Source organism: Nocardioides caricicola, from assembly GCF_039541135.1.
Classification (GTDB): domain Bacteria; phylum Actinomycetota; class Actinomycetes; order Propionibacteriales; family Nocardioidaceae; genus Nocardioides; species Nocardioides caricicola.
In genome coordinates this window covers 25,800-47,423 of the sequence record NZ_BAABFQ010000001.1, presented here as the reverse complement: position 1 = coordinate 47,423, position 21,624 = coordinate 25,800, and the positions used below count along the sequence as shown (strand labels likewise).

At 72.0% G+C, this 21,624-nt stretch carries 24 protein-coding genes; 16 read left to right on the top strand and 8 right to left on the bottom strand.

Annotation, left to right across the window (positions count from 1 at the left end; all coding sequences use genetic code 11):
• Positions 1–110: 110 nt before the first annotated feature.
• Positions 111–1,154, top strand: a complete 1,044-nt coding sequence (locus tag ABD875_RS00255) for a LacI family DNA-binding transcriptional regulator (RefSeq protein ID WP_345170369.1) — start codon at positions 111–113, stop codon at positions 1,152–1,154.
• A gap of 51 nt (positions 1,155–1,205) precedes the next feature.
• Positions 1,206–2,789, top strand: coding sequence for a GMC oxidoreductase (locus ABD875_RS00250; protein WP_345170367.1), 1,584 nt, complete (start codon positions 1,206–1,208; stop codon positions 2,787–2,789).
• On the opposite strand, the gene ABD875_RS00245 is transcribed toward ABD875_RS00250, so the two are convergent.
• The 3 genes from ABD875_RS00245 to ABD875_RS00235 form a co-directional block, all read right to left on the bottom strand.
• On the bottom strand, positions 2,786–3,373 hold the full coding sequence (locus ABD875_RS00245; RefSeq protein ID WP_345170365.1) for a class I SAM-dependent methyltransferase: 588 nt from the start codon (positions 3,371–3,373) through the stop codon (positions 2,786–2,788). The genes ABD875_RS00250 and ABD875_RS00245 overlap by 4 nt on opposite strands.
• 104 nt (positions 3,374–3,477) lie before the next feature.
• Positions 3,478–4,116, bottom strand: coding sequence for a VOC family protein (locus ABD875_RS00240; protein ID WP_345170363.1), 639 nt, complete (start codon positions 4,114–4,116; stop codon positions 3,478–3,480).
• An 80-nt stretch (positions 4,117–4,196) separates the two neighbouring features.
• Positions 4,197–4,961 carry a DUF3109 family protein gene (locus ABD875_RS00235; RefSeq protein ID WP_345170361.1) on the bottom strand — a complete coding sequence of 255 codons (765 nt, stop codon included), beginning with the start codon at positions 4,959–4,961 and terminating at the stop codon, positions 4,197–4,199.
• 47 nt (positions 4,962–5,008) lie between these two features.
• On the opposite strand from ABD875_RS00235, the gene ABD875_RS00230 reads away from it, so the two are divergent.
• From ABD875_RS00230 to proC, 7 genes are all read left to right on the top strand, one after another.
• Complete coding sequence (locus tag ABD875_RS00230) at positions 5,009–5,944, top strand: Ppx/GppA family phosphatase (RefSeq protein WP_345170359.1); 936 nt, start codon at positions 5,009–5,011, stop codon at positions 5,942–5,944.
• 3 nt (positions 5,945–5,947) lie between these two features.
• A complete protein-coding gene (locus ABD875_RS00225; protein ID WP_345170357.1) occupies positions 5,948–6,736 on the top strand; it encodes a sugar phosphate isomerase/epimerase family protein in 789 nt (262 codons plus the stop codon).
• Positions 6,733–7,329, top strand: coding sequence for a TetR/AcrR family transcriptional regulator (locus ABD875_RS00220; protein ID WP_345170356.1), 597 nt, complete (start codon positions 6,733–6,735; stop codon positions 7,327–7,329). The genes ABD875_RS00225 and ABD875_RS00220 overlap by 4 nt, the downstream gene beginning before the upstream one ends.
• Before the next feature lie 124 nt (positions 7,330–7,453).
• Positions 7,454–8,167: an ABC transporter ATP-binding protein gene (locus ABD875_RS00215; protein ID WP_345170354.1), complete on the top strand. Its 714-nt coding sequence runs from the start codon at positions 7,454–7,456 to the stop codon at positions 8,165–8,167.
• Entirely contained in the window at positions 8,164–8,895 is a 732-nt protein-coding gene (locus tag ABD875_RS00210) for an ABC transporter permease (protein ID WP_345170353.1), read from the top strand. The genes ABD875_RS00215 and ABD875_RS00210 overlap by 4 nt, the downstream gene beginning before the upstream one ends.
• 49 nt (positions 8,896–8,944) lie before the next feature.
• Positions 8,945–9,880, top strand: coding sequence for a proline dehydrogenase family protein (locus ABD875_RS00205; RefSeq protein WP_345170351.1), 936 nt, complete (start codon positions 8,945–8,947; stop codon positions 9,878–9,880).
• A 14-nt stretch (positions 9,881–9,894) separates the two neighbouring features.
• The gene (proC, locus tag ABD875_RS00200) at positions 9,895–10,698 is read left to right on the top strand and encodes a pyrroline-5-carboxylate reductase (protein WP_345170349.1); all 804 of its coding nucleotides are present in this window, start codon (positions 9,895–9,897) and stop codon (positions 10,696–10,698) included.
• Positions 10,699–10,729: 31 nt separating this feature from the next.
• On the opposite strand, the gene ABD875_RS00195 is transcribed toward proC, so the two are convergent.
• Positions 10,730–11,389 carry a TetR/AcrR family transcriptional regulator gene (locus ABD875_RS00195; protein ID WP_345170347.1) on the bottom strand — a complete coding sequence of 220 codons (660 nt, stop codon included), beginning with the start codon at positions 11,387–11,389 and terminating at the stop codon, positions 10,730–10,732.
• Between the two features lie 50 nt (positions 11,390–11,439).
• Entirely contained in the window at positions 11,440–12,396 is a 957-nt protein-coding gene (gene trpS / locus ABD875_RS00190; protein ID WP_345170345.1) for a tryptophan--tRNA ligase, read from the bottom strand.
• 170 nt (positions 12,397–12,566) lie between these two features.
• Here trpS and ABD875_RS00185 point away from each other — a divergent pair, with 170 nt between their 5' ends.
• From ABD875_RS00185 to ABD875_RS00165, 5 genes are all read left to right on the top strand, one after another.
• On the top strand, positions 12,567–13,739 hold the full coding sequence (locus tag ABD875_RS00185; RefSeq protein WP_345170343.1) for an acetoin utilization protein AcuC: 1,173 nt from the start codon (positions 12,567–12,569) through the stop codon (positions 13,737–13,739).
• Between the two features lie 178 nt (positions 13,740–13,917).
• Entirely contained in the window at positions 13,918–14,121 is a 204-nt protein-coding gene (locus ABD875_RS00180) for a helix-turn-helix domain-containing protein (protein ID WP_345170341.1), read from the top strand.
• A gap of 106 nt (positions 14,122–14,227) precedes the next feature.
• Positions 14,228–14,329, top strand: a complete 102-nt coding sequence (locus ABD875_RS00175; protein WP_008356322.1) for a 30S ribosomal protein bS22 — start codon at positions 14,228–14,230, stop codon at positions 14,327–14,329.
• A gap of 16 nt (positions 14,330–14,345) precedes the next feature.
• Positions 14,346–15,374: an NAD-dependent epimerase/dehydratase family protein gene (locus tag ABD875_RS00170; RefSeq protein WP_345170339.1), complete on the top strand. Its 1,029-nt coding sequence runs from the start codon at positions 14,346–14,348 to the stop codon at positions 15,372–15,374.
• Positions 15,367–16,551, top strand: coding sequence for a lysophospholipid acyltransferase family protein (locus tag ABD875_RS00165; protein ID WP_345170337.1), 1,185 nt, complete (start codon positions 15,367–15,369; stop codon positions 16,549–16,551). Before ABD875_RS00170 ends, ABD875_RS00165 begins: the two co-directional genes overlap by 8 nt.
• Positions 16,552–16,577: 26 nt before the next feature.
• Here ABD875_RS00165 and ABD875_RS00160 read toward each other — a convergent pair whose 3' ends face one another.
• The 3 genes from ABD875_RS00160 to ABD875_RS00150 all read right to left on the bottom strand — a co-directional run bounded on the left by ABD875_RS00160 (position 16,578) and on the right by ABD875_RS00150 (position 19,581).
• A complete protein-coding gene (locus ABD875_RS00160; RefSeq protein WP_345170335.1) occupies positions 16,578–17,735 on the bottom strand; it encodes a DUF5667 domain-containing protein in 1,158 nt (385 codons plus the stop codon).
• A gap of 79 nt (positions 17,736–17,814) precedes the next feature.
• Positions 17,815–18,603 (bottom strand): sigma-70 family RNA polymerase sigma factor, encoded by a 789-nt coding sequence (locus ABD875_RS00155; protein WP_345170333.1) that lies wholly within the window; start codon positions 18,601–18,603, stop codon positions 17,815–17,817.
• A 75-nt stretch (positions 18,604–18,678) separates the two neighbouring features.
• Entirely contained in the window at positions 18,679–19,581 is a 903-nt protein-coding gene (locus ABD875_RS00150; RefSeq protein ID WP_345170331.1) for an HAD family hydrolase, read from the bottom strand.
• Positions 19,582–19,617: 36 nt separating this feature from the next.
• Between ABD875_RS00150 and ABD875_RS00145 the strand changes: the two genes are divergently transcribed.
• Both ABD875_RS00145 and ABD875_RS00140 read left to right on the top strand, forming a co-directional pair.
• Positions 19,618–21,147 (top strand): class I adenylate-forming enzyme family protein, encoded by a 1,530-nt coding sequence (locus ABD875_RS00145; RefSeq protein WP_345170329.1) that lies wholly within the window; start codon positions 19,618–19,620, stop codon positions 21,145–21,147.
• On the top strand, positions 21,144–21,383 hold the full coding sequence (locus ABD875_RS00140) for a glutaredoxin family protein (protein WP_345170327.1): 240 nt from the start codon (positions 21,144–21,146) through the stop codon (positions 21,381–21,383). The genes ABD875_RS00145 and ABD875_RS00140 overlap by 4 nt, the downstream gene beginning before the upstream one ends.
• Positions 21,384–21,624 lie beyond the last annotated feature (241 nt).

Below are 21,624 nucleotides of genomic sequence, written 5' to 3'. Positions count from 1 at the left end.
CGGGGCGGCACCGACACCAGGTGGGACGCATCGCGGCCGTGGCCGGATCGGGTGCCCTATGGTGGGGTTGGAACGATCAAGACGATCCCAGCACGTCGAGGAGGGTGGGGTTGTCCAGAACGCCCGGCCGAGCGTCCGCGCTCCAGCCTGCCCTTCCGCCGACGCTCGCGGACGTCGCCGAGCGCGCCGGCGTCTCCCGGCAGACGGTCTCGAACGCGGTCAACAACCCCGACCTGCTGCGCGCCGACACGTTGACGCGGGTGCAGGAGGCGATCGCGGAGCTCGGCTACACGCCGAACCGCGCCGCCCGGAACCTGCGCACCCGCTCGTCGCAGCTGATCGGGCTGCGGTTCACGCCGGTCCAGGAGGGCACGGCCAACGCCACCATGGACCGGTTCGTGCACTCGCTGGTGGAGACCACGCGCGAGGCCGGCTACCACGTGCTGCTGTTCGCCGGTGACGCCGTCGACCCGGTCGCGGGCTACCAGGACCTGCTGAGCTCCACGGCCGTCGACGCCTTCGTGGTCACCGACACCTACCTCGGCAACCCGCAGGCGACCTGGCTGGAGGAGCGACGCGCGCCGTTCGTCGCGTTCGGCCGGCCGTGGGAGCACCCGGAGGCGCGGCACCCCTGGGTGGACGTCGACGGCGCCGCCGGGACCGAGCTCGCGACCAACCACCTGCTCGGCCGTGGCCACCGCCGGATCGCCTGGATCGGCTGGCGCAAGGACTCCTGGATCGGCGAGGACCGCCGGTCCGGCTGGCTGCGCGCCATGCACGCGCGCCACCTCTCGACCACCGGCCTCGCCTCCCGCGTCGAGGACACCGTCGCCAGCGGCCGCGAGGCCAGCTCGGTGCTGCTCGACGAGGCCCAGCCGACGGCGTTCGTGTGCGCCTCGGACACCCTCGCGATGGGCGTGCTGCAGACCCTCGACGAGCGCGGCCTGCGGGCCGGACGCGACGTCGCGGTCGTCGGCTTCGACGACTCCCAGGTCGCGCAGGTCGTCCCGCGTGGCCTGACCTCGGTGCGCCAGCCGCTCGAGGAGGTCGCGGTCCACATCGTGAAGGCGCTCGAGGGCCTGCTCACCACGCCGGCCGTCGTCGGCCCCGGCGTGCTGCTCGCCCCGACGCTGGCCCTGCGCGGCTCGACGTAGCCGAGCCGCGACCGACGTAACCCCCGCGCCGGGACCCCCGTTGAGGCTGCCGTGCGCGCCTCTCGTCGTTCCGTCCTGACCGCCGCCGGCCTGACCGCCGCCTTCACCGGCCTCCCCGGGGTGGCCCGAGCCGCCGTCCCCGTCACGCGCGAGGAGCACCGGGCCGTCGTCATCGGCTCCGGCTTCGGCGGCAGCGTCGCCGCCCTCCGGCTCAGCCAGGCGGGTGTCCCGGTCACCGTCCTCGAACGCGGCCGCCGCTGGCCGACCGGCCCGGACATGGACACGTTCCCCACCGCGCGCACCATGGACAAGCGGGTGCTCTGGTACGGCACCACGCCCGAGGGCGTCCGCGCCGCTCAAGCGCTCGTCGGCGAGCCGATCGACTTCGAGCCGTACGTCGGCCTGGTCGAGGCGGTCGTCGGCGTCAACATGGTCGCGTTCGTGCCCGCCGCGCTCGGTGGCGGCTCGCTCTCCTACGAGGGGGTCTCGCTCCAGCCGTCCGCCGACGTCTTCCACCGGATCTTCCCGGCCGGCCTCGACTACGAGCTGCTCGACCGCGTCCACTACCCGCGGGTGGCGCGGATGCTGGACCTCGCCACGGCGCCCGACGAGCTGATCGGCTCCAAGAGCTACCACCCGGCCCGCTACTTCAAGATGCGTGCCGGGGCGGCCGGCTACGCGGTGGAGAAGCTGCGGATGCCGATCGACTGGAGCTACGCGCTCGCGGAGCTGCGCGGGGAGATGAAGCCGTCGTACACCAACGGCGACTGCTTCCTCGGCGTCAACAACGGCGGCAAGAACTCCCTGGACGTCACCTACCTCGCCCGGGCCGAGGCGACCGGCAACTGCACGATCCGCACCCACCACAACGTCAGCAGCATCGGGCGTGCCGCGGACGGCCGCTGGGTCGTGCACGCGACGCGCACCGACGACCGCGGCACCGCGCTGGAGGAGAAGGTCATCACGACCGGCGCGCTGGTGCTCGCGGCGGGATCCACCGGCACCAGCCGTCTGCTCGTCGAGGCCCAGGCGCACGACACGATCCCGGACCTCCCGGAGGCGGTCGGGGAGTGCTGGGGCACCAACGGCGACCGCATCTACGTCTGGACCAACCCGTTCACCGACTTCGGGGCCGAGCAGGGCGGCCCGTGCGTCTACGGGTCGATGGACTGGGACGACGCCGCGACCGCGAACACGATCGTGCAGGCCGCGATCCCGCCGTTCGGTGTCAACCCGCGCTCGACGATGGTGATCGGGTACGGCATGACACCCGACCGCGGCCGGTTCGCGTACGACGCGGTCACGGGCAAGGCGGTGCTGAGGTTCCCGTTCCTCGGTGACCAGGCGAGCTACCGCGTCATCGACCGCCGCATGCGGGAGATCGTCGGCTCCCACGGCACGCTCCTCGACACCAACGCGGCGCTGGCCAGCACCTGGCACGGCCTGGGCGGTGTCGTCATGGGCCGCGCCTGCGACGTCCAGGGCCGGGTGCTCGGCCAGCGCGGGCTCTACGTGCTCGACGGCGCGCTGATCCCGGGCTCCACCGGTGCTTGCAACCCGTCGATGACGATCGCGGCCGTGGCCGAGCACGCGATGGACGCCATCGTCCGCGAGGACGTCGGCACCGTCATCTAGAAGTGCCGCCACCAGAGGTTGACCGCGTAGTCGACCTCGGTGCCCTCGTGGGTCGACAGCACCTCGTCGGCGACCTCGCGCGCGAGCTCGATGCGGACGACGTCCTCGAGGTCGGCCCGCGACGCGAACGACCACCGCATGTCGACCGGGGTGCGGCTCCACCCTCGCGTCGACCAGAACCGCTCGACGGCGACCGGGTCGACCTCGGGGTAGCCGCGCCGGAACCACGCGCCGAACGTCGAGCGGGTCGGGTCGTTGTCGATCACGAACGCCGTGCCGCCGCGACGTACGACGCGGTCCAGCTCGGCGAGGCCGGGCTCGCAGCCGGGGCCGAAGAAGTAGGCCCAGCGGGCGTGCACGACGTCGACGGACGCGTCGGGAAGCGGCAGCGACTGCGCCGTCCCCTGGTGCACGGTGACGTTCGGCAGCCGGCGGGTACGGCGCCGCGCCAGTGCGGCCAGGTCACCGTGCGGCTCCACGCCGACCACCGCTGCCGCGGTCGAGGCGAACCACGGCAGGTGGAACCCGGTGCCGCAGCCGACGTCGAGCACGGTGCGACCCGACCAGCTCGCGACGTCCTGCATGGCCGCGGCGATGCGCCCGTCGGGGTCGACCGCGCGGTTCTCGATCTCGTACGTCGCCGGGGTGTTCCAGATGTTGGGGCTCGGCCGAGCCCCGGGCGAGACCGTCAGAGACGGACCAGCCCGTTCGGCGTCTGGACCTGCACGGCGAGGATGCCCGGGGTGCCGTTGGGGGCGACCCACTCGACCTTCACGTCCTCCAGCGGCGCCTCGACGGTCTCGCCGAGCCAGTCGCTGACGCGCTTCGGGTCACCGGCGATCTCCAAGCAGGCAAGGGAGAACGCCTCGTCGGCGCCGGCGCTCGGGTGCATCGCCGCCGGGCTCTCCCACTGGATGAAGAACGGCAGCTGCGGGTCCGCGATCAGGCCGTTGATGCCGATCTGCTTCCACTGCAGGTTCTCGCCGTCGGGGCGGTGCCGGTTGCCGTTGACGGCCTCGCGGCCGAGCCGCTGCTCGACGACCGTGATGTCGCTGACCGCGACGACCCAGCCGAGCCAGCCGCCACCGAGCGCCGAACGGGCGCGCACGGCCTGGCCGAACGGGGCCTTGTCCGAGGCGGGGTGGTCGAGCACCTCGACCACTTCGATGTAGGTGTTGCCGGCGAGCGGCAGGATCATGTTGCGAGTGCCGAAGCGGGGGTGGACCCCACCGTCGACGAACTCCTTGCCGAGCAGCCCCCCGATGCGCTGGGCAGTGCTGGCGAGGCCATCAGGGCCGGCTGCGAAAGAGAGATGGTCCAGGCGCATACAAGAATTCTCGGCGTGTGCCCGACGTCACTGAACATCGGGGTCGCTTCTTCTTGACGTCGAGACAGTTGCGTGGACCGTCAGCGCGGGTCGGCCGGATGCAGCGCCAGCGCCGAGCGCGACCGCACGTGTGCGTCGCAGTGCCGCACCAGCTCGACGTACGCCGGACGCCCCATCAGCGCGACCAGCTCGGCCTCGTGGGTGACGTACACGGGCTCCGGCGCGACGTGCGCCTCGGTGTTGCCCGAGCAGTACCAGTCGAGGTCGTGACCGCCAGGACCCCAGCCCCGCCGGTCGTACTCGCCGATCGAGACCTCGGTGTACGTCGACCCGTCCTGGCGCGTGACCTCGCGGAACGTACGCCGGATCGGCAGCTGCCAGCACACGTCGGGCTTGGTCTCGACCGGGTTCTTGTCGATCACGTACGCCAGTGCGTGCAGGGCGCAGCCCGCGCCGAGGTGGAAGTCGTTGCGGTTGTGGAACACGCACGCCTGCTGGCCGTCGACGGTCGTGGTGCGGGTCTTGCGCTCGCCGTCCTCGTCGACCTCGACCCAGTCCTTGCGGCGGACCCCGCGCCCCTTCGGCTTCTGCTGCCACAGCTCGCCGTCGAGCATCTCGACGTACTCCGCCACCCGCTTCTCGTCGTCCTTGTCGGCGAAGTGCGCGCCGAGCGTGCAGCAGCCGACGTCGGGAGCGTCGGCGTAGATGCCCTGGCAGCCCTGACCGAAGATGCACATGTAGCTCGACGTGAGCCAGGTGAGGTCGCAGCGCAGCACCTCCGACTCGTCGGCCGGGTTCACGAACTCCACGAACGCGCGGGGAAACACCAGGTCGACTTCGGGCACGGCCCAACCCTACGTGCCGAGGACGCGCCCCCTAGTACCGTGGCCCCATGCGCCTGGGCGTCCTCGACATCGGGTCCAACACCGGGCATCTCCTGGTCGTCGACGCACACCGGGGTGCGGCCCCGCTGCCGGCGTACTCCTACAAGGAGCCGCTCCGGCTCGCCGAGCACCTCGACGACGCCGGTGCCGTGTCGCAGCAGGGGATCGACGCGCTCGCCGCGTTCACGACCCAGGCGATCCGGGTCGCGGAGGACAAGGGCTGCGAGGACATGCTCGCGTTCGCGACGTCCGCGGTCCGCGACGCGGTGAACTCCGAGGCGGTGCTCGCCGAGGTCGAGCAGCGCAGCGGCCAGGCGATCGCGGTGCTCTCCGGTGAGGACGAGGCGCGGCTGACGTTCCTCGCCGTACGGCGCTGGTTCGGCTGGTCGGCCGGCCGGCTGTCGGTCTTCGACATCGGCGGCGGCTCGCTCGAGATCGCCGGCGGCGCGGACGAGGCGCCGGACGTCGCCTGGTCGCTGCCGCTCGGCGCCGCTCGCCTGGCCCGTCAGCACTTCGCCGGGCGGGTCCCCGACGAGGACGAGATCCGCGCGCTGCGCAAGCAGATCCGCGCCGAGATCGCCCACGACGCCGGGCGCCTGTTGCGCGCCGGGGTGCCCGACCACGCCGCCGCGACGTCCAAGACGTTCCGCTCGCTCGCCCGGATCTGCGGTGCCGCCCCGTCCGCGGACGGCCCGATGGTGCCGCGCTCCATCCCGGCCTCGACGCTCGGGGAGTGGATCCCCAAGCTGGTCGCGATGACTCCCGACGAGCTCGCGTCGCTCCCGGGCGTCTCGGCCAGCCGCAGCCACCAGATCGTCCCGGGGGCGCTGGTCGCCGAGGCGGTCATGGACATCTTCGACCTCGCCGCGCTGGAGGTCTGCCCCTGGGCGCTGCGCGAGGGCGTGATCCTGCAGCGTCTCGACCAGATCACGGGGCGGGGCTGAGTCATGGCACGGATCGGTCTCTCGACGGTCTCGGTCTACCCCGAGTCCTCCGCGCACGCGTTCTCGTACGCCGCCTCGCTCGGCTACGACTCGATCGAGGTGATGGTCGGGATCGACGCGCTCAGCCAGCAGACGGCTGCGATCCGGCAGCTCTCCGAGCACCACGGCATCCCGGTGTCGGCGGTGCACGCGCCCTGCCTGCTGTTCACGCAGCGGGTCTGGGGCACCGAGCCGTGGGGAAAGCTCGAGCGGTCCGCCGAGATGGCGCACGCGCTGGGCGCTGAGGTGGTCGTCGTGCACCCGCCGTTCCGCTGGCAGAAGCAGTACGCCGCGAGCTTCGTCGACGGGATCGCGGCGCTCGAGGCGTCCACCGGGCTCAAGTACGCGGTCGAGAACATGTACCCCTGGCGGGCCTCCAGCCGCCGCGGGATGGAGATGTACCTGCCCGGCTGGGACCCGTCGGAGGAGTCCTACGCGAACATGACGATCGACCTGTCGCACGCGTCGATCGCGCACTCGGACGTGATCGAGATGGCGCAGCGGATGGGCGAGCGGCTGCGGCACATCCACCTCACCGACGGCACCGGGTCGGCGAAGGACGAGCACCTCGTGCCGGGCCGCGGCTCGATGAACGCCGCCGCGTTCCTGCGCCACCTCGCGTCGGTCGGCTTCGACGGCGAGATCGTGCTGGAGATCAACACCCGCAAGTGCAAGGACCCCGTCGAGCGGGAGGCGGACCTGCGCGAGTCGCTGGAGTTCGCGCGCGAGCACTCCGTCATCGAGACGCCGTGAGCCCGGCGGCTCCGCGTCGCGGCCGCCGTCCGGGAGCGCCGGACACCAGGGCCGCCATCCTGGCCGCCGCCAGCGAGCGGTTCGCCGCGCAGGGGTACGCCGGGACCTCGGTCCGGTCGATCGCCACGGCCGCTGGCGTCGACGCCGCGCTGGTGCACCACTACTTCGGCACCAAGGACGACCTGTTCGTGGCCGCCCTGCAGCTGCCCGTCGACCCCCGCGAACGGCTGGCGGCGGTGATCGCCAACGGGCCCGAGGGGGCCGGCGAGCAGATGCTGCGAGTCTTCCTCTCGGTCTGGGACGATCCCGAGCTCCAGCTCCCCCTGATCGGTCTCGCGCGCAGCATCCTGGAGCCGTCCGGGCAGCGGCTGCTGCGTGACGGCTTCCTGCCCGCGGTCCTGCTCCCGGTCGGGGTCGCGCTCGGGATCGACCGTCCCGACGTCCGGATGCCGCTGGTCGCCAGCCAGGTCATCGGCCTGATCGTGACCCGCTACCTGCTCGCGGTCGAGCCGCTGGCCTCCATGCCCGCCGAGGACCTGGTCGTGGTGTACGGCCCGACCATCCAGCGGTACCTGACCGGCCCGTTGCCGTAGCTGGCGCGCGGATTCCCCGGTGCACCGGTGAATCCCGCACTCATCGACCGTCGCCCCTGGGACGTGCAGGAACTGCCTGAGACGTCCCTTGCCCGCGACCGCACCGAGGCGCATAATTCATCACATGATGAAAAACGCCGTGGAGATCCGCGCCCTGTCTGTCGAGCGTGGCGGGCACGCGGTGCTCGACCAGCTGGACCTCACGATCGGTGGCGGGGTGACCGGCCTGCTCGGGCCGTCGGGCTGCGGCAAGTCCACGCTGATGCGCTGCCTGGTCGGCGTGCAGAAGGTCGCGGGCGGCACCGTCCTGGTCTTCGGCCGGCCCGCCGGCAGCCGGGCGCTGCGGGAGAAGGTCGGCTACGTCACCCAGGCGGCCAGCGTGTACGACGACCTGACGGTCGCCGAGAACCTGCGCTTCTTCGCGCGCGTCCTCGGCGTCGGTCCCACGGAGGTCGACCGCGTCGTGGAGGCGGTGGACCTCGCGGCCCAGCGCGACCAGGTCGTGGGCCGGCTGAGTGGCGGTCAGCGCAGCCGCGCCAGCCTGGCGGTCGCGCTGCTCGGCACGCCGGAGCTGCTCGTGCTCGACGAGCCCACGGTCGGCCTCGACCCGGTGCTCCGGGTGGACCTCTGGGCGCTGTTCCACCGGCTCGCCGACGCGGGGACCGCGGTGCTCGTCTCGAGCCACGTGATGGACGAGGCCGAGAGGTGCGACCGGCTGCTGCTGATGCGCGAGGGCCGGGTCATCGCCGACGGCACGCCCGCGGAGATCAAGGAGAAGGTCGGGGCGGACGACATCGAGTCGGCGTTCCTCGCGATCGTGCACGAGGACGCGTCGTGAGTCCCCGGATCCTCGGCGCGGTCGCCGCCCGGGTGCTGGTGCAGATCCGCCGGGACCACCGCACGCTCGCGATGCTGCTGGTGCTGCCGTGCGCCCTGATCACCTTGCTGTGGTGGATGTTCGAGGACACCCCGGTCTTCGACGCGGTCGGTCCGGCGCTGCTCGCGATGTTCCCGTTCATCGTGATGTTCCTGGTGACCAGCGTGACCACGCTCCGCGAGCGCAGCGGCGGCACACTCGAGCGGCTCCTGGCGATGCCCATGGGCAAGCTCGACTTCCTGCTCGGGTACGGCGTCGCGTTCGGCGTGGTCGCCGCCGCCCAGTCGGTGCTCGCCGTCGGCATCAGCGTCGGGTTGCTCGGCCTCGACGTCGAGGGACCGGTCTGGCTGCTGACCGTGGTCGCCGTCGTCGACGCCGTGCTCGGCACGGCGCTCGGGCTGTTCGTCAGCGCGTTCGCGCAGACCGAGTTCCAGGCCGTGCAGTTCATGCCGCTGATCGTGATCCCGCAGATCCTGCTGTGCGGTCTGTTCATCCCGCGCGACCAGCTGCCCGACCTGCTCGGCGCGATCAGCGACCTGCTGCCGCTCAGCTACGCCGTGGACGCCATGCAGACGCTGACCACGACGAGCGAGACGGGCGAGGTGTGGGGCGACCTCGCGGTCGTCGCGGCGTTCGCCGCCGGCGCCCTCGCGCTGGGTGCGGCGACCCTGCGGAGGCGGACCCCGTGACCCACCCTGGAATCGGGGATCGGGCACGTCGCGACGTAACCTGAGAGGCATGTCGCTCCTCCGTCAGCCGCTCCTCCTCCTCGCGCGCAGCGCGCAGGTGAAGAAGCTCGTCAGCACCATGCCCGTGTCGTCCGGCATCGTCCACAACTACGTCCCCGGTGAGACCACCGAGGCCGCAGTGGGCGCGACCGCCGTCCTGGAGGCCGACGGCCTGCGGGTCACCCTGGACTTCCTCGGTGAGGACACGCTGGACGCGGAGCAGGCCGAGGCGACGGTCCAGGCCTACCTCACGCTCCTGGAGCAGCTGGCGCACCAGGGCCTGACCCGCGACGCCGAGGTGTCGGTCAAGCTCAGCGCGATCGGCCAGTTCCTCCCCGAGAACGGCCACAAGATCGCGCTGGAGAACGCCCGCACCATCTGCCGCGCGGCCCGCAACGCCGGCACCACGGTCACCCTGGACATGGAGGACCACACGACGATCGACTCGACGCTGTCGATCCTGCGCGAGCTGCGCAAGGACTTCCCCGAGACCGGCGCCGTGCTGCAGGCGATGCTGCACCGCACCGAGGCCGACTGCCGCACGCTGGCCCACGAGGGCTCTCGGGTCCGGCTCTGCAAGGGCGCCTACCTCGAGCCCGAGTCCGTCGCGTTCCAGGACAAGCTCGACATCGACAAGTCCTACGTCCGTTGCGCGAAGGTGCTGCTGGAGGGCGAGGGCTACCCGATGTTCGCCACCCACGACCCGCGGATCGTCGAGATCGTCTCGTCGCTGGTCAGCCGCTACGGCCGCGACCAGGGCAGCTACGAATACCAGATGCTGTACGGCATCCGCCCCGACGAGCAGCGCCGCCTGGCGGCATCCGGTGAGACCGTGCGGGTCTACGTCCCCTACGGCACCGAGTGGTACGGCTACCTGATGAGAAGGCTCGCCGAGCGTCCGCAGAACCTGACATTCTTCCTGAGGTCCCTGATCTCCAAGAAGTAGTAGAAGGCGAGCCCATGTCCCAGACCGCCATCCTCGGCGCCGGTGTGATGGGCGAGACCCTGCTCTCCGGCCTGGTCCGCGCCGGCCGTCGGGTCGACAACCTGCTGGTCGGGGAGAAGCGCGCCGAGCGCGCCCGCGAGCTCGAGGAGCGGTACGGCGTCGCCGTGGTCGGCAACGTCGAGGCGGCCGCGAAGGCCGACACCGTCGCGATCGTCGTGAAGCCCCAGGACATGGGCGACCTGCTCGACGAGATCTCGGGGTCGCTGCGACCCGGTCAGCTGCTCGTGTCGCTCGCGGCCGGCATCACCACCGCGTTCATCGAGTCCCGGGTGCCCGAGGGCGTCGCCGTCGTCCGGGTCATGCCGAACACGCCGGCGCTCGTCGACGAGGGAATGGCCGCGGTCTCGCCCGGCTCGCACTGCTCCGAGGAGCACCTCGCCGAGGCCGAGGCGCTGATGGCCTCGGTTGGCAAGGTCGTGCGGATCCCCGAGCGCCAGCAGGACGCGGTCACCGCGATCTCCGGCTCGGGGCCGGCGTACATCTTCTACGTCGTCGAGTCGATGATCGAGGCCGGCGTCCATCTCGGCCTGCCCCGCAACACCTCCACCGACCTCGTCATCCAGACGCTGGTGGGCTCCGCGAAGATGCTCCGCGAGACCGGCACCCACCCGACCGTCCTGCGCGAGCAGGTCACCTCGCCGGCCGGCACCACCGCGGCCGCGCTGCGCGAGCTCGAGGTGCACAAGGTCAGGGCGGCGTTCCTGGCCGCGATGGAGGCCGCGCGGGACCGTTCCCGCGCGCTCGCCGAGGGCAGCTGACGGCACCGTCGCCCAGGCGCGCGCCGGCCCGTCACGACCGGACCGTCTGCAGCAGCCCCACCACGTCGTCGACGAGACCGCGGACCACGGGCAGCCGCGAGAGCTTCACCAGGCGATCAACGACGGGGACGATCCCGGTGACCAGCTGCCGGCTGCGCTGCTGGCCAGGGCTGTCGTCGTACACCCAGAACAGCACCACACCCATCTGCAGCAGCCACAGCAGGCGCGGGAGCTCGGGCTTCAGCGCTGCGAGCGGCTTGGCGTCGGAGCCGTCGACCAGCCGGGCGAAGAGCGCGATGCTCGTCTCGCGGGCCGGTGCCGACTCCGGGCTGAACGGCGACAGCGGGCTGCGCGGATCGGCGGCGTTCCTGAAGAACTGGCCGGCGAACTCGTGGTGCGGCTCGGCCACGTCGAGCCAGGCGAGCAGCACCGCCTCGAGCCGCGCGCCGAAGCCACGCTCCGCGTCGAGGACCCCGGTCACCGCCGCGGCGTGCTCGTCCTGGATCTGGTCGTAGAACGCCTGGACCAGGTGCTCCTTGGACCCGAAGTAGTAGTACGCGTTGCCGAGCGACACCCCGGCCTCCGAGGCGATCGAGCGCATGGTCGTCCTGTCGTAGCCGCTGCTGCGGAACAGCCGCAGGGCGGCGTCGACGATCCGGGCCCGGGTCTGCTCGGCCTTGGTCGTGGTCACCGCGGCACCTTGAACGCGTTCAAGTCGGCCATGGGCCGAGCCTACGAGAGTCACAGGCCGATCGCCGCCTCCGCGGCCGCCAGCACCGGCCCGGTCACCTCCCGGCAGCGGGCGGCACCGGCGTCGAAGATCGCGGAGACGTACGCCGGGTCCGCAGCCAGCTCGGCGTACCGCTTCTGGATGGGCTCGAGCTCGGCGACGACGGCGTCGGTGACCGCGCGCTTGAGGGCGCCGTACGTCGCGATGCCGTCGGCCGAGCCGCCGCACGCGGTCAGGATGTCGAGCAGGTTCGAGACGCCCGGCTTCTCGGGCGCCGGGCGCACCGCGTCCGTGCCGGTGTCGGAGTCGGTGACCGCCCGCGCGACCTTGCGGCGTACGACGTCGGGGGAGTCGAGCAGCAGCACCACCCCGGCCGCGTCGGCGTCGGACTTGCCCATCTTGCGGGTCGGGTCGTCGAGCCGCATGACCCGCGCACCGGCCGGCGGCACCGTGATCTCGGGGACCGTGAACACCGGGCCGTAGGTGCGGTTGAAGCGGATCGCGAGGTCGCGGGTCAGCTCGACATGCTGGCGCTGGTCCGCGCCGACCGGGACCTGCTCGGCGCGGTAGAGCAGGATGTCGGCGGCCATCAGCGCCGGGTACGTGTAGAGCGAGACCCGGGTCGAGTCGACGCCGCGGCCCTTCTCCTTGAACTGGATCATCCGGTTGAGCTCGCCCGTGTACGCCGTGCACTCGAGGAGATAGGCGAGCTGGGGGTGCGCCGGCACCCGGCTCTGGAGGAACAGCGTCGACTCGTCGAGGCCGACCGCCAGCAGCAGCGCGGCGGTCTCGCGGACCAGCGACCGGAGCCGGGCCGGGTCGTGGGTGGTGGTGAGGGCGTGCAGGTCGGCGATGCCGTAGAAGCAGTCGGCGTCGCCCTGGCCGGCGGCCATCGGGCGCAGCGCGCCGAGCAGGTTGCCGAGGGTCAGGTGGCCGCTCGGGGTGAGCAGCGAGAGGTTGCGGGACATGTGAACTCCTGGAGGTGAGGAGCCCACGGGTCGGCGGGAGAAGCAGAACGGCCGCCCGTGGGCGGCCGATAGGTGACGTGCGTGCGCGTCGAGAGGTGGTCCGCCCTCAGGCGGGCCACCAGAACATGGGACGCGTCAGCACGGGACCAGGGTAGCGGTACCGTCCACCCATGCCCGCGTGCCAGGGACCGGCGACGGTCGTGTTCGACCAGAGCCTGACCGAGTACGACTTCGGCCCCGACCACCCGATGGCCCCGATGCGCGTGGACCTCACGATGCGGCTCGCGGCCGACCTCGGCGTCCTGGGCGCCGGGCTCCGCCAGGTCGCGGCGCCGATGGCGAGCGAGGACGTGCTCGCCACCGTCCACGACCCGGCGCTGATCGAGGCCGTGCAGCGGGCGGCGCACGACGAGCGGTTCGGGCTCGGGACCGACGACAACCCCGTGTTCTCCGGCATGCACCACGCGTCGGCCCACATCGTCGGCGCCAGCGTGGAGGCGTTCCGTCAGGTGTGGTCGGGGGAGTCCCTCCACTCCGCGAACATCACCGGCGGCCTGCACCACGCGATGCCGAAGCGGGCCAGCGGCTTCTGCATCTACAACGACGTCGCAGTCGGCATCCAGTACCTCCTCGACCAGGGCGCCCAGCGGGTGGCGTACGTCGACGTCGACGTGCACCACGGCGACGGCGTCGAACGGATCTTCTGGAACGACCCGCGCGTGCTCACCATCTCCCTGCACGAGACCGGCCAGATGCTGTTCCCGGGCACCGGGTTCCCGGCCGACCTGGGCGGCCCGGACGCCCTGGGCTCCGCGGTCAACGTCGCGCTGCCGCCCGGCACGTCGGACGGTGGCTGGCTGCGCGCGTTCCACGCGGTCGTCCCGCCGCTGCTGCGCGAGTTCAGGCCGGACGTCCTCGTCACCCAGCACGGCTGCGACTCGCACACCGAGGACCCGCTCGCGCACCTGATGCTCACCGTCGACGGCCAGCGGGCGGCGTACCTCGCGCTCCACGACCTGGCCCACGAGGTGGCCGGTGGTCGCTGGGTCGTGACCGGGGGAGGCGGGTACGCCGTCGTGGACGTCGTGCCGCGTGCCTGGACGCACCTGCTGGCGATCGTCGGCGGCCGGCCGCTGGCGCCCGACACGGAGACGCCGGACTCGTGGCGCGAGCACGTGCTTGCCCGGCTCGGACGGGGCGCGCCGCACCGCCTCACCGACGGCCGGGACCCGATCTACCGCGACTGGTCCGAGGGCTACGACCCGGACACCTGGCTCGACCGCGCCGTGCACGGGACCCGGATGGAGGCGTTCCCGCTGCACGGTCTCGACCCGATGCCGTGACGCTCACGCAGAGAGCTGCTGACTGGACCAGCGCAAGCCGACACGCCGGGTCACCCGAGCTACTTTGGTGAACCCCTTCCCCACGAGTCACATCAGGCTCTATTCTCACTGAGCGCGACGCGTGCACTCACCGGTGGGGAAGCCGGTGGCGCGTCAGACAGAAAGTATGTGGTGCACGATGGCTACCAGCTCCGGGGACATCTCCGACTCGAAGTTCCTGACCGTCGCCGAGGTCGCGTCGATGATGCGCGTGTCCAAGATGACCGTCTACCGGCTCGTCCACGGCGGCGAGCTGCCCGCCGTCCGCGTCGGCCGCTCCTTCCGCGTCCTGGAGAGCGACGTCGACGAGTACCTGCGCAAGAGCTTCTACAGCGCCGGCTGATCTCGCGCCGACCGGCCGATTCTGCTGGGGGACGACCTCCGGATAGGCTTGGCCGGTCCCGTGGGCCGTTCCCGGGGACCGCAGTACTGCGTTGAAAGGTTTCCCTGTGGGTTCTGTCATCAAGAAGCGGCGCAAGCGCATGGCCAAGAAGAAGCACCGCAAGCTGCTGAAGAAGACGCGCGTCCAGCGTCGCAAGCTCGGCAAGTAAGGCCGCTCGCGTCCGAATGGGCAGCGCCGGCAGGGTCGTCCTGGTCACCGGGGTCTCGCGCGACCTCGGCCGGCGATTCGCGCGCGCAGCCGCGGACGATCCCACCGTGGCGCGGGTCATCGGCATCGATGCCGTCCCGCCCCGCGGTGACATCGGCGACGTCTCCTTCGTGCGCGCCGACATCCGCAACCCGGTCATCGCGAAGGTCATCGTCAAGGAGGACGTCGACACCGTCGTCCACATGAGCGTCATCTCCACCCCCGGCAGTGCCGGCGGGCGGAACACGATGAAGGAGCTCAACGTCATCGGGACGATGCAGCTGCTCGCGGCCTGCCAGCAGGCGCCCGAGCTGCGCGCGGTGGTCGTGAAGTCGACCACAACGGTGTACGGCGCCAGCAGCCGCGACCCCGCGATGTTCACCGAGGACATGGAGCCGCGGCGGGTGCCTCGTGCGGGGTACGCCAAGGACGTCGCCGAGATCGAGGGCTACGTGCGCGGCTTCGCCCGGCGCCGGCCCGACGTCCGGGTCACGATGGTCCGCGCCGCGAACATCATCGGCCCGGAGGTCAACAGCCCGCTGACGTCGTACCTCCGGCTTCCCGTGATCCCGACCGTGCTCGGCCACGACCCGCGCCTGCAGTTCCTGCACGAGCGCGACCTGATGGCCGTGCTGCGCCACGCGATGCTCACCGACGTCGCGGGCACGTTCAACGTCGCCGGCGACGGCATCCTCAAGCTCTCCCAGGTCGTCCGCCGGCTCCAGCGGCCCAGCGTCGGCCTCCCGACGTTCGCCGTGGGCGGCGTGGGCTCCGCGCTCCGCTCCGCGCGGCTCGCCGACTTCTCGCCCGAGCAGCTCGGGCTGCTGACCTACGGTCGCGGGGTGGACACCACGCGGATGCGCACCGAGCTCGGCTTCGAGCCGGAGTTCACCACCGCCGAGGCGCTCGCCGACTTCGGCTCCACCCTGCGCCCGACCGGCGGGCGCGCCGACCGCGTCCTCGCCCAGCTCGAGGCGAGCCTGCCCGCGGGAGCCCGGCATGGGTGACGCCGAGATCATCCCGATCGGCACCCGCGGCCGTCCGGGCCGGGGCGCCGGCAAGACGTCGTCGTCCGCCGCGCGCGGCCTGGCACCCACCGCCAAGCCCGCCGCCAAGCCCACCGCCAAGCCCGCCGCCAAGCCCGAGCCCGCGGCGGTGGCTCCGGTCAAGGCCGCCCCCAAGCCGAAGCCCAAGCCGAAGCCCAAGCCCAAGCCAGCGCCGGACGAGGTCGAGGTCGAGGTCGCGGCGCCGCGCCCGCCCGCGACCACCGTGGACCGTGACCCGGCCGCCGGGATCCCGGTCGGCGACTGGCTGGCCGCGATCCAGGTCGGCGCCCGCGAGGTGTTCGGGGAGCAGTGGGAGCCGCAGCTGGCCCAGTTCCTGGCGTTCCTGCGCCGGCGGGTCACCGGCGACTACACCGTCGACGAGTACGGCTTCGACCAGGAGATCACCCAGCGGTTCTTCATGGCGACGCTGCGCCCGATCGCGGAGAAGTGGTTCCGCATCGAGGTCCGCGGGGCCGAGAACATCCCCACGACCGGCGGCGCGCTGGTGGTCTCCAACCACTCCGGCACCGTCCCGGTCGACGGGCTGATGACAATGGTGTCGATCTACGACGCGACCGGACGCCACCTGCGCCCGCTCGGCGCCGACCTGGTGTTCAGGATGCCGTTCGTCAGCACCCTCGCGCGCATGGGCGGCACGACGCTGGCGTGCAACGAGGACGCCGAGCGGATGCTCAGCGGCGGCGAGCTGGTCGGGGTCTGGCCCGAGGGCTTCAAGGGCATCGGCAAGCCGTACTCCGAGCGCTACAAGCTGCAGCGCTTCGGGCGCGGAGGGTTCGTGGCGGCCGCGCTCCGCACCGGCGTCCCGATCGTGCCGCTGTCGGTGGTCGGCGCCGAGGAGATCTTCCCGCTGGTCGGCAACCTGCCGTCGCTGGCCCGGCTGCTCGGGCTGCCGTACATCCCGATCACGCCGTTCTTCCCCTGGCTCGGCCCGCTCGGCCTGGTGCCGCTGCCGTCGAAGTGGCTGCTGGAGTTCGGCGAGCCGATCCGCACCGACGAGCTGGACGAGGGCGCGGCCGACGACCCGATGCTGGTCTTCAACGTGACCGACCAGGTCCGCGAGACCATCCAGCAGACGCTGTACACGCTGCTCATGCAGCGTCAGTCGGTCTTCCGCTAGCCCCCGGGGTCGCTGGAGCCGCTGCGTCAGTCCTGCGGCTCGGCCACCTGGCCGGTCAGCGGGTCGATGACGCCCTCGAGGATCTGGCCGACGCCGTCGAGCAGGTCGGACACGATCGGCACGCGCGGCGCCTGGGAGTCGGTGCTCCCGCCGCCCGCGCCGCCGCCGGTCAGGCCGTTGACGAGGTCCTGGAGCGGGTTGCTGCCGTCGACGTTCTCACTGCCGGGCAGCAGCGTGCCGCCGGGGTTCACGCTGCCCGGCGGGATCTCCTCGCCGTCGACCTGCGGGAGCTGGGTGCCCTCGCCCTTGCCGTTGCCGCGGTTCTTGCCGCCGTTCTGCGGCTGCTCGTCCACGGTCGGCGACGGAGGCAGCGGCACCGGGAGCGGCTCGGCGGCCACGAACACCGGTGGGATCGACTCGATCGGCTGACCACCACAGGTCGGGCACTGCTGGGCGGCCTCGGTGTCGATGTTCGTCAGGACGCCGGCGGCGCGGATCAGCTCGTCGCGGGCCGCGGGCGGCACGAGCGGCTCGAGGGCCGCGAGCTGGTCGAGGCTGGACGACGCGAAGTCGCGCAGCTGGGCGATCGAGGCGGCGTTGCCGTTGTTGGCGTAGTCAGCGAGCAGCAGGTCGGCGGCCTCGGTCGCCTGGTCGGAGAACGTGTCGAGGGTGCGCTCGATGCGCGCCTCGTCGACGGCGTCCGGGTCGCCCTGGCGGGTGAGCGCGTCGACCTCGTCCAGGCGGGACGACGCGCTCGCGAGCACGGTGCTGCCGCGGCTGGCCTCGCCGACGGAGATCCCGGTGTGCACGCGCTCGATGACGCGCTTGACCGGGTACAGCGAGTCGCCCGGCAGCGCGGACTGGGAGGCGACCGCGATCGAGGTCGTGGCGCCGACGATCGCGATGCCGCCGACGACGGCGGCGAGCCGGCGCTCGCGGGTGGGCCGGCGGTCGGGCAGCTTCAGCTTGGAGACGTCGGCCGGGACCAGCGCGGTGTCGGCCTCGGCCAGCAACCGCTCGCGCAGGTCGGCGACGAACTCGGGCCGGGCGGTGACGGGCGGCATCGCCCGCATCGCACCCACCAGCTCGAGCAGGTCAGCGTCGTGTGCGTCGACGGTCGAGTCGCCCTCGACCATCGCGTCGAACCGTTCGGCGCGCCGTTGCGCCGAGAACCCCCATGTCATGTCCACCTCAACGAGGTGTGCGGCGGCGAGGTTACGGGCGCAGACGGGCCTACGTAAGCGATTTCGGTGCGGCTGCGCATCAGTCCCGGAGCCCTTCCGGCATCAGCTTCGCCAGGTTGCGTACGCCGCGCAGCTGGAGCTGCTTCACGGCGCCGTCGCTGCGGCCTAGGACGGCCGCGGTCTCGGCGATGCTCATGCCTTGGAGGAACCGCATCACCAGGCAGTCACGCTGCTCGGACGGGAGCTCGGTGAGCGCGCGGAGCAGGATCTCGTTGGTGAGCCCGGCCAGCACCGTCGACTCGGGGCCGTCGGTGGCGTCGTCGTGCAGGCCCATGTCCTCGGTGGTGAGCTCGAGGCGGGTGCGGCCGGCCTTGAAGTGGTCGGTGGCGAGGTTGCGGGCGATGGTCATCAGCCAGGCGCCGAAGTCCTTGCCCTGCCAGCGGAAGTTGTTCATGCTCCGCAGCGCCCGGAAGAACGTCTCCGAGGTGAGGTCCTCGGCCAGGGTGCTCGAGCGGGTCCGGTAGAAGAGGAAGCGGTAGACCGACGACTGGTAGTGGTCGTAGAGGAGGCCGAACGCCTCGGAGTCGCCCTGGCGGGCGAGCTCGACGAGCGCGATGAGGCGGGACCGCTCGGCCTCGTCCTCCTCCGACGAGGCGGCGAGGTCGGCGTCGCCGTACCCGCTGCCGCCCGGACCGTCGGTGTCGGTGCGGCCGCCGGCGACCGCCTCCATGGCCAGCCAGCCGGGTCCGGAAGCGGGTGCGGGGCCGGACGCCGCGAGCGGGACCGGGGCCTCGGTCAGCAGCGCGTCGGCCACGAGCCGGCGCAGGGCATCCAGCCCGCGCACGAACTCGGTGTCCTCCCACGCCATGTGTGACCCCTCCCGGAATCGTCCCCTCCGCAGTCTTCCCCGATCGTAAACATGAGTTACGAAATGGGGAACCGGTCAGGGGCGGCGACCCTTGAGCGCGACGCCGGCCGCGACGGTGCCAGTGACGGCGCCCGCGACCGCGCCGACCAGCACCCCGGCGCGCAGTGCCTTGCGCCGGGTGCGGTAGTCGCGGACCCGCCAGCCGTGCTCGCGCGCGTAGGCGCGCAGCTTGGCGTCGGGGTTGATCGCGCAGGGGTCCCCGACCAGCGACAGCATGGGCAGGTCGTTGTAGGAGTCGGAGTACGCCGAGCAGCGGCTCAGGTCCAGGCCCTCGCGAGCGGCCAGCGCCTTGATCGCCTCGCCCTTCGCCGGTCCGTGCAGCATGTCGCCGACCAGGTGCCCGGTGTAGACGCCATCGACGTGCTCGGCCACGGTGCCCATCGCGCCGGTCAGGCCGAGCCGGCGGGCGATGATCTGGGCGATCTCGATCGGCGCGGCGGTCACCAGCCAGACCCGCTGGCCCTCGTCGAGGTGCATCTGGGCGAGCGCGCGGGTGCCCGGCCAGATCCGGTGCGCCATGCCCTCGTCGAAGATCTCCTCGCCGAGCTCCTCGAGCTCCTGCACGGTGTGCCCCGCGATGAAGCTGAGCGCGGAGGCCCGGGCGTCCGCCACGTGGTCGGGGTCCTCGACCCCCACGAGCTGGAAGTAGGCCTGCTTCCAGGCGGCGCCCAGGATCTCGCGGGTCGTGAAGAACTTGCGCTTGTGGAGCCCGCGAGCCAGGTGGTAGATGCTCGCGCCCTGCATCACGGTGTTGTCGACGTCGAAGAACGCCGCGCTCTCCGAGTCCTGCGGAGCCAGCAGTGCCGACTCCACCTCCGCTGCCGCGGCCGCAGCCTCCCCCGCCAGCGCGGAGCGCGACTGCAGGTTGCGCGGGCGGGTCCGCTTGTCCTGGGCCCGCTTGTCGGGGGGCGGTGTCACAAGGGGCAGGGTAGACCGGTGTGGAAGTATCCCCACATGTCTGACGTCCGGGACGTGGCAGAGCTCGCGGCAACAGCGGCCGCCGAGCACCCTGACCGGCTGGCCCTGGTCGAGGCCGGCGGGCGCAGCCTGACCTGGGCCGAGCTCGACGACCAGGTCGGCCGGATGGCCACCGGCCTCGGGGTCGCCGGAGTCCTCGGCGGGCACCGTGTGCTGATCGCGCTCGGCAACCGGCTCGAGTTCGTGACCACCTACCTCGGCGTGCTGCGCGCCCAGGCCGTCGCGGTCCCGGTCAACCCGGGCTCCCGCCCGGGCGAGCTCGCGCGGATGATCGCGGACTCCGGCTCCCGGCTGGTCGTCGCCGACGCCGACACGGTCGCCGCCGTGCGGGAGGCGGTCGAGACGCTCGAGACGCCGCCGCGCGTCGCGGTCGTCGGCGAGCCGTCGTACGACGAGCTGCTGGCCGAGGCGGCGCGGCCGACGCCCCCGCTGCAGGACCCCGAGAAGCTCGCGGTGCTGCTCTACACGAGTGGTACGTCGGGGCTGCCCCGTGCCGCGATGCTCACCCACCGGGCGCTGCTGGCGAACGTCGAGCAGGTCGCCCAGGTCGAGCCGCAGATGATGCACGGCGACGACGTGGTGCTCTGCGTGCTGCCGCTGTTCCACGTCTACGGCCTCAACGCGGTCCTCGGCGGCGTGCTGCGGCACCGCGCGAAGCTGGTGTTGGTGGAGCGGTTCGACCCGCACGAGACGCTGTCGCTGATCGACGACGAGGCCTGCAGCGTGGTCCCGATCGCGCCGCCGGTGTTCGCGTACTGGCAGGGCGAGGAGCACCTCGAGGAGCACCTCGGCCCGGTCCGGCTGGTGCTCTGCGGCTCGGCGCCGCTGTCCACGGACGTCGCCGAGCAGTTCACGGCTCGCACCGGCATCCCCGTGCACCAGGGCTACGGCCTCACCGAGGCCGCGCCGGTCGTGACCAGCACGCTGTGCAGCACGGTGCGTCAGCCGGGCTCGGTGGGCGCGGCCCTGCCGGGCGTGGAGATCCGCCTGGTCGACGAGCTCGGCCACGAGCCGGACGGCGACGACCCGGGCGAGATCCAGATCCGCGGCGCGAACCTGTTCAGCGGCTACTGGCCCGACGGCGCCGGGGGACCGGACGCCGACGGCTGGTGGTCGACCGGCGACGTGGGCTTCCTGGACGCGGCCGGCGACCTGTTCCTCGTCGACCGGCTCAAGGAGCTCGTGATCGTCTCCGGCTTCAACGTCTACCCGACCGAGGTCGAGGACGTGATCGAGGAGGTCGACGGCGTCCAGGACGTCGCGGTCATCGGCGTCGACGACCCGGTCACCGGCGAGGCGGTCGTGGCGTACGTGCTGGCTCCCGGCGTCAGCCCGATCACCCTGGTCGACCAGGTTCGCGAGCACTGCGAGCGGCGGCTCGCGCGGTTCAAGGTCCCGACCCGGATCGAGGTCGTCGACGAGCTGCCCAAGACCGTCACCGGCAAGGTGCAGAAGGGCCGGCTGCGCGGGATGGAACGGCGCAAGTCGCTGGGGATCTTGGAGTGACTGCTCGCGTCACCCTCTACTCCCGCCCCGGGTGCCATCTCTGCGACGACGCCCGCGCGGTGATCGAGCGGGTCTGCGCCGACCTCGGCGAGGAGTACGTCGAGGTCTCCATCGACGACGACCCGCGGCTGCAGGAGCGCTTCGGCGAGGAGATCCCGGTGACGTTCGTCGACGGTCGCCAGCACGACTTCTGGCGCGTCGACGAGACCCGGCTGCGAGCCGCCCTGACGTCGTGAGCGACGGCGCGTCCTGCGCTCGCTGCGCTCGTCACAGGTTCACCACGGTATGGGGGTGAACCTGCAGTTCCCACGGTCTGCAGGCCATGGGAAGTGCTGCTTCGACTGCATCCCCTGGTGAACCTGGGACCACGCCACACACCACGCCACACACCCCCGCTGGACCGAGCCGGGACCCCGGAGGGCGTGGCTCATCTCACATGTGCTAGCCCGCCCGCTGGGACGGCTACTCCTCGGTTTT

Bases quoted from the DNA above. Each gene is read 5' to 3' on its own strand.
- ABD875_RS00215 (WP_345170354.1), top strand. From the start codon at position 7,454: ATGATGAAAAACGCCGTGGAGATCCGCGCCCTGTCTGTCGAGCGTGGC.
- trpS (WP_345170345.1), bottom strand. From the start codon at position 12,396: ATGTCCCGCAACCTCTCGCTGCTCACCCCGAGCGGCCACCTGACCCTC.
- proC (WP_345170349.1), top strand. From the start codon at position 9,895: ATGTCCCAGACCGCCATCCTCGGCGCCGGTGTGATGGGCGAGACCCTG.
- ABD875_RS00145 (WP_345170329.1), top strand. From the start codon at position 19,618: ATGTCTGACGTCCGGGACGTGGCAGAGCTCGCGGCAACAGCGGCCGCC.
- ABD875_RS00230 (WP_345170359.1), top strand. From the start codon at position 5,009: ATGCGCCTGGGCGTCCTCGACATCGGGTCCAACACCGGGCATCTCCTG.
- ABD875_RS00245 (WP_345170365.1), bottom strand. From the start codon at position 3,373: ATGCAGGACGTCGCGAGCTGGTCGGGTCGCACCGTGCTCGACGTCGGC.
- ABD875_RS00160 (WP_345170335.1), bottom strand. From the start codon at position 17,735: ATGACATGGGGGTTCTCGGCGCAACGGCGCGCCGAACGGTTCGACGCG.
- ABD875_RS00225 (WP_345170357.1), top strand. From the start codon at position 5,948: ATGGCACGGATCGGTCTCTCGACGGTCTCGGTCTACCCCGAGTCCTCC.
- ABD875_RS00180 (WP_345170341.1), top strand. From the start codon at position 13,918: ATGGCTACCAGCTCCGGGGACATCTCCGACTCGAAGTTCCTGACCGTC.
- ABD875_RS00205 (WP_345170351.1), top strand. From the start codon at position 8,945: ATGTCGCTCCTCCGTCAGCCGCTCCTCCTCCTCGCGCGCAGCGCGCAG.
- ABD875_RS00165 (WP_345170337.1), top strand. From the start codon at position 15,367: ATGGGTGACGCCGAGATCATCCCGATCGGCACCCGCGGCCGTCCGGGC.
- ABD875_RS00185 (WP_345170343.1), top strand. From the start codon at position 12,567: ATGCCCGCGTGCCAGGGACCGGCGACGGTCGTGTTCGACCAGAGCCTG.
- ABD875_RS00240 (WP_345170363.1), bottom strand. From the start codon at position 4,116: ATGCGCCTGGACCATCTCTCTTTCGCAGCCGGCCCTGATGGCCTCGCC.
- ABD875_RS00170 (WP_345170339.1), top strand. From the start codon at position 14,346: ATGGGCAGCGCCGGCAGGGTCGTCCTGGTCACCGGGGTCTCGCGCGAC.
- ABD875_RS00155 (WP_345170333.1), bottom strand. From the start codon at position 18,603: ATGGCGTGGGAGGACACCGAGTTCGTGCGCGGGCTGGATGCCCTGCGC.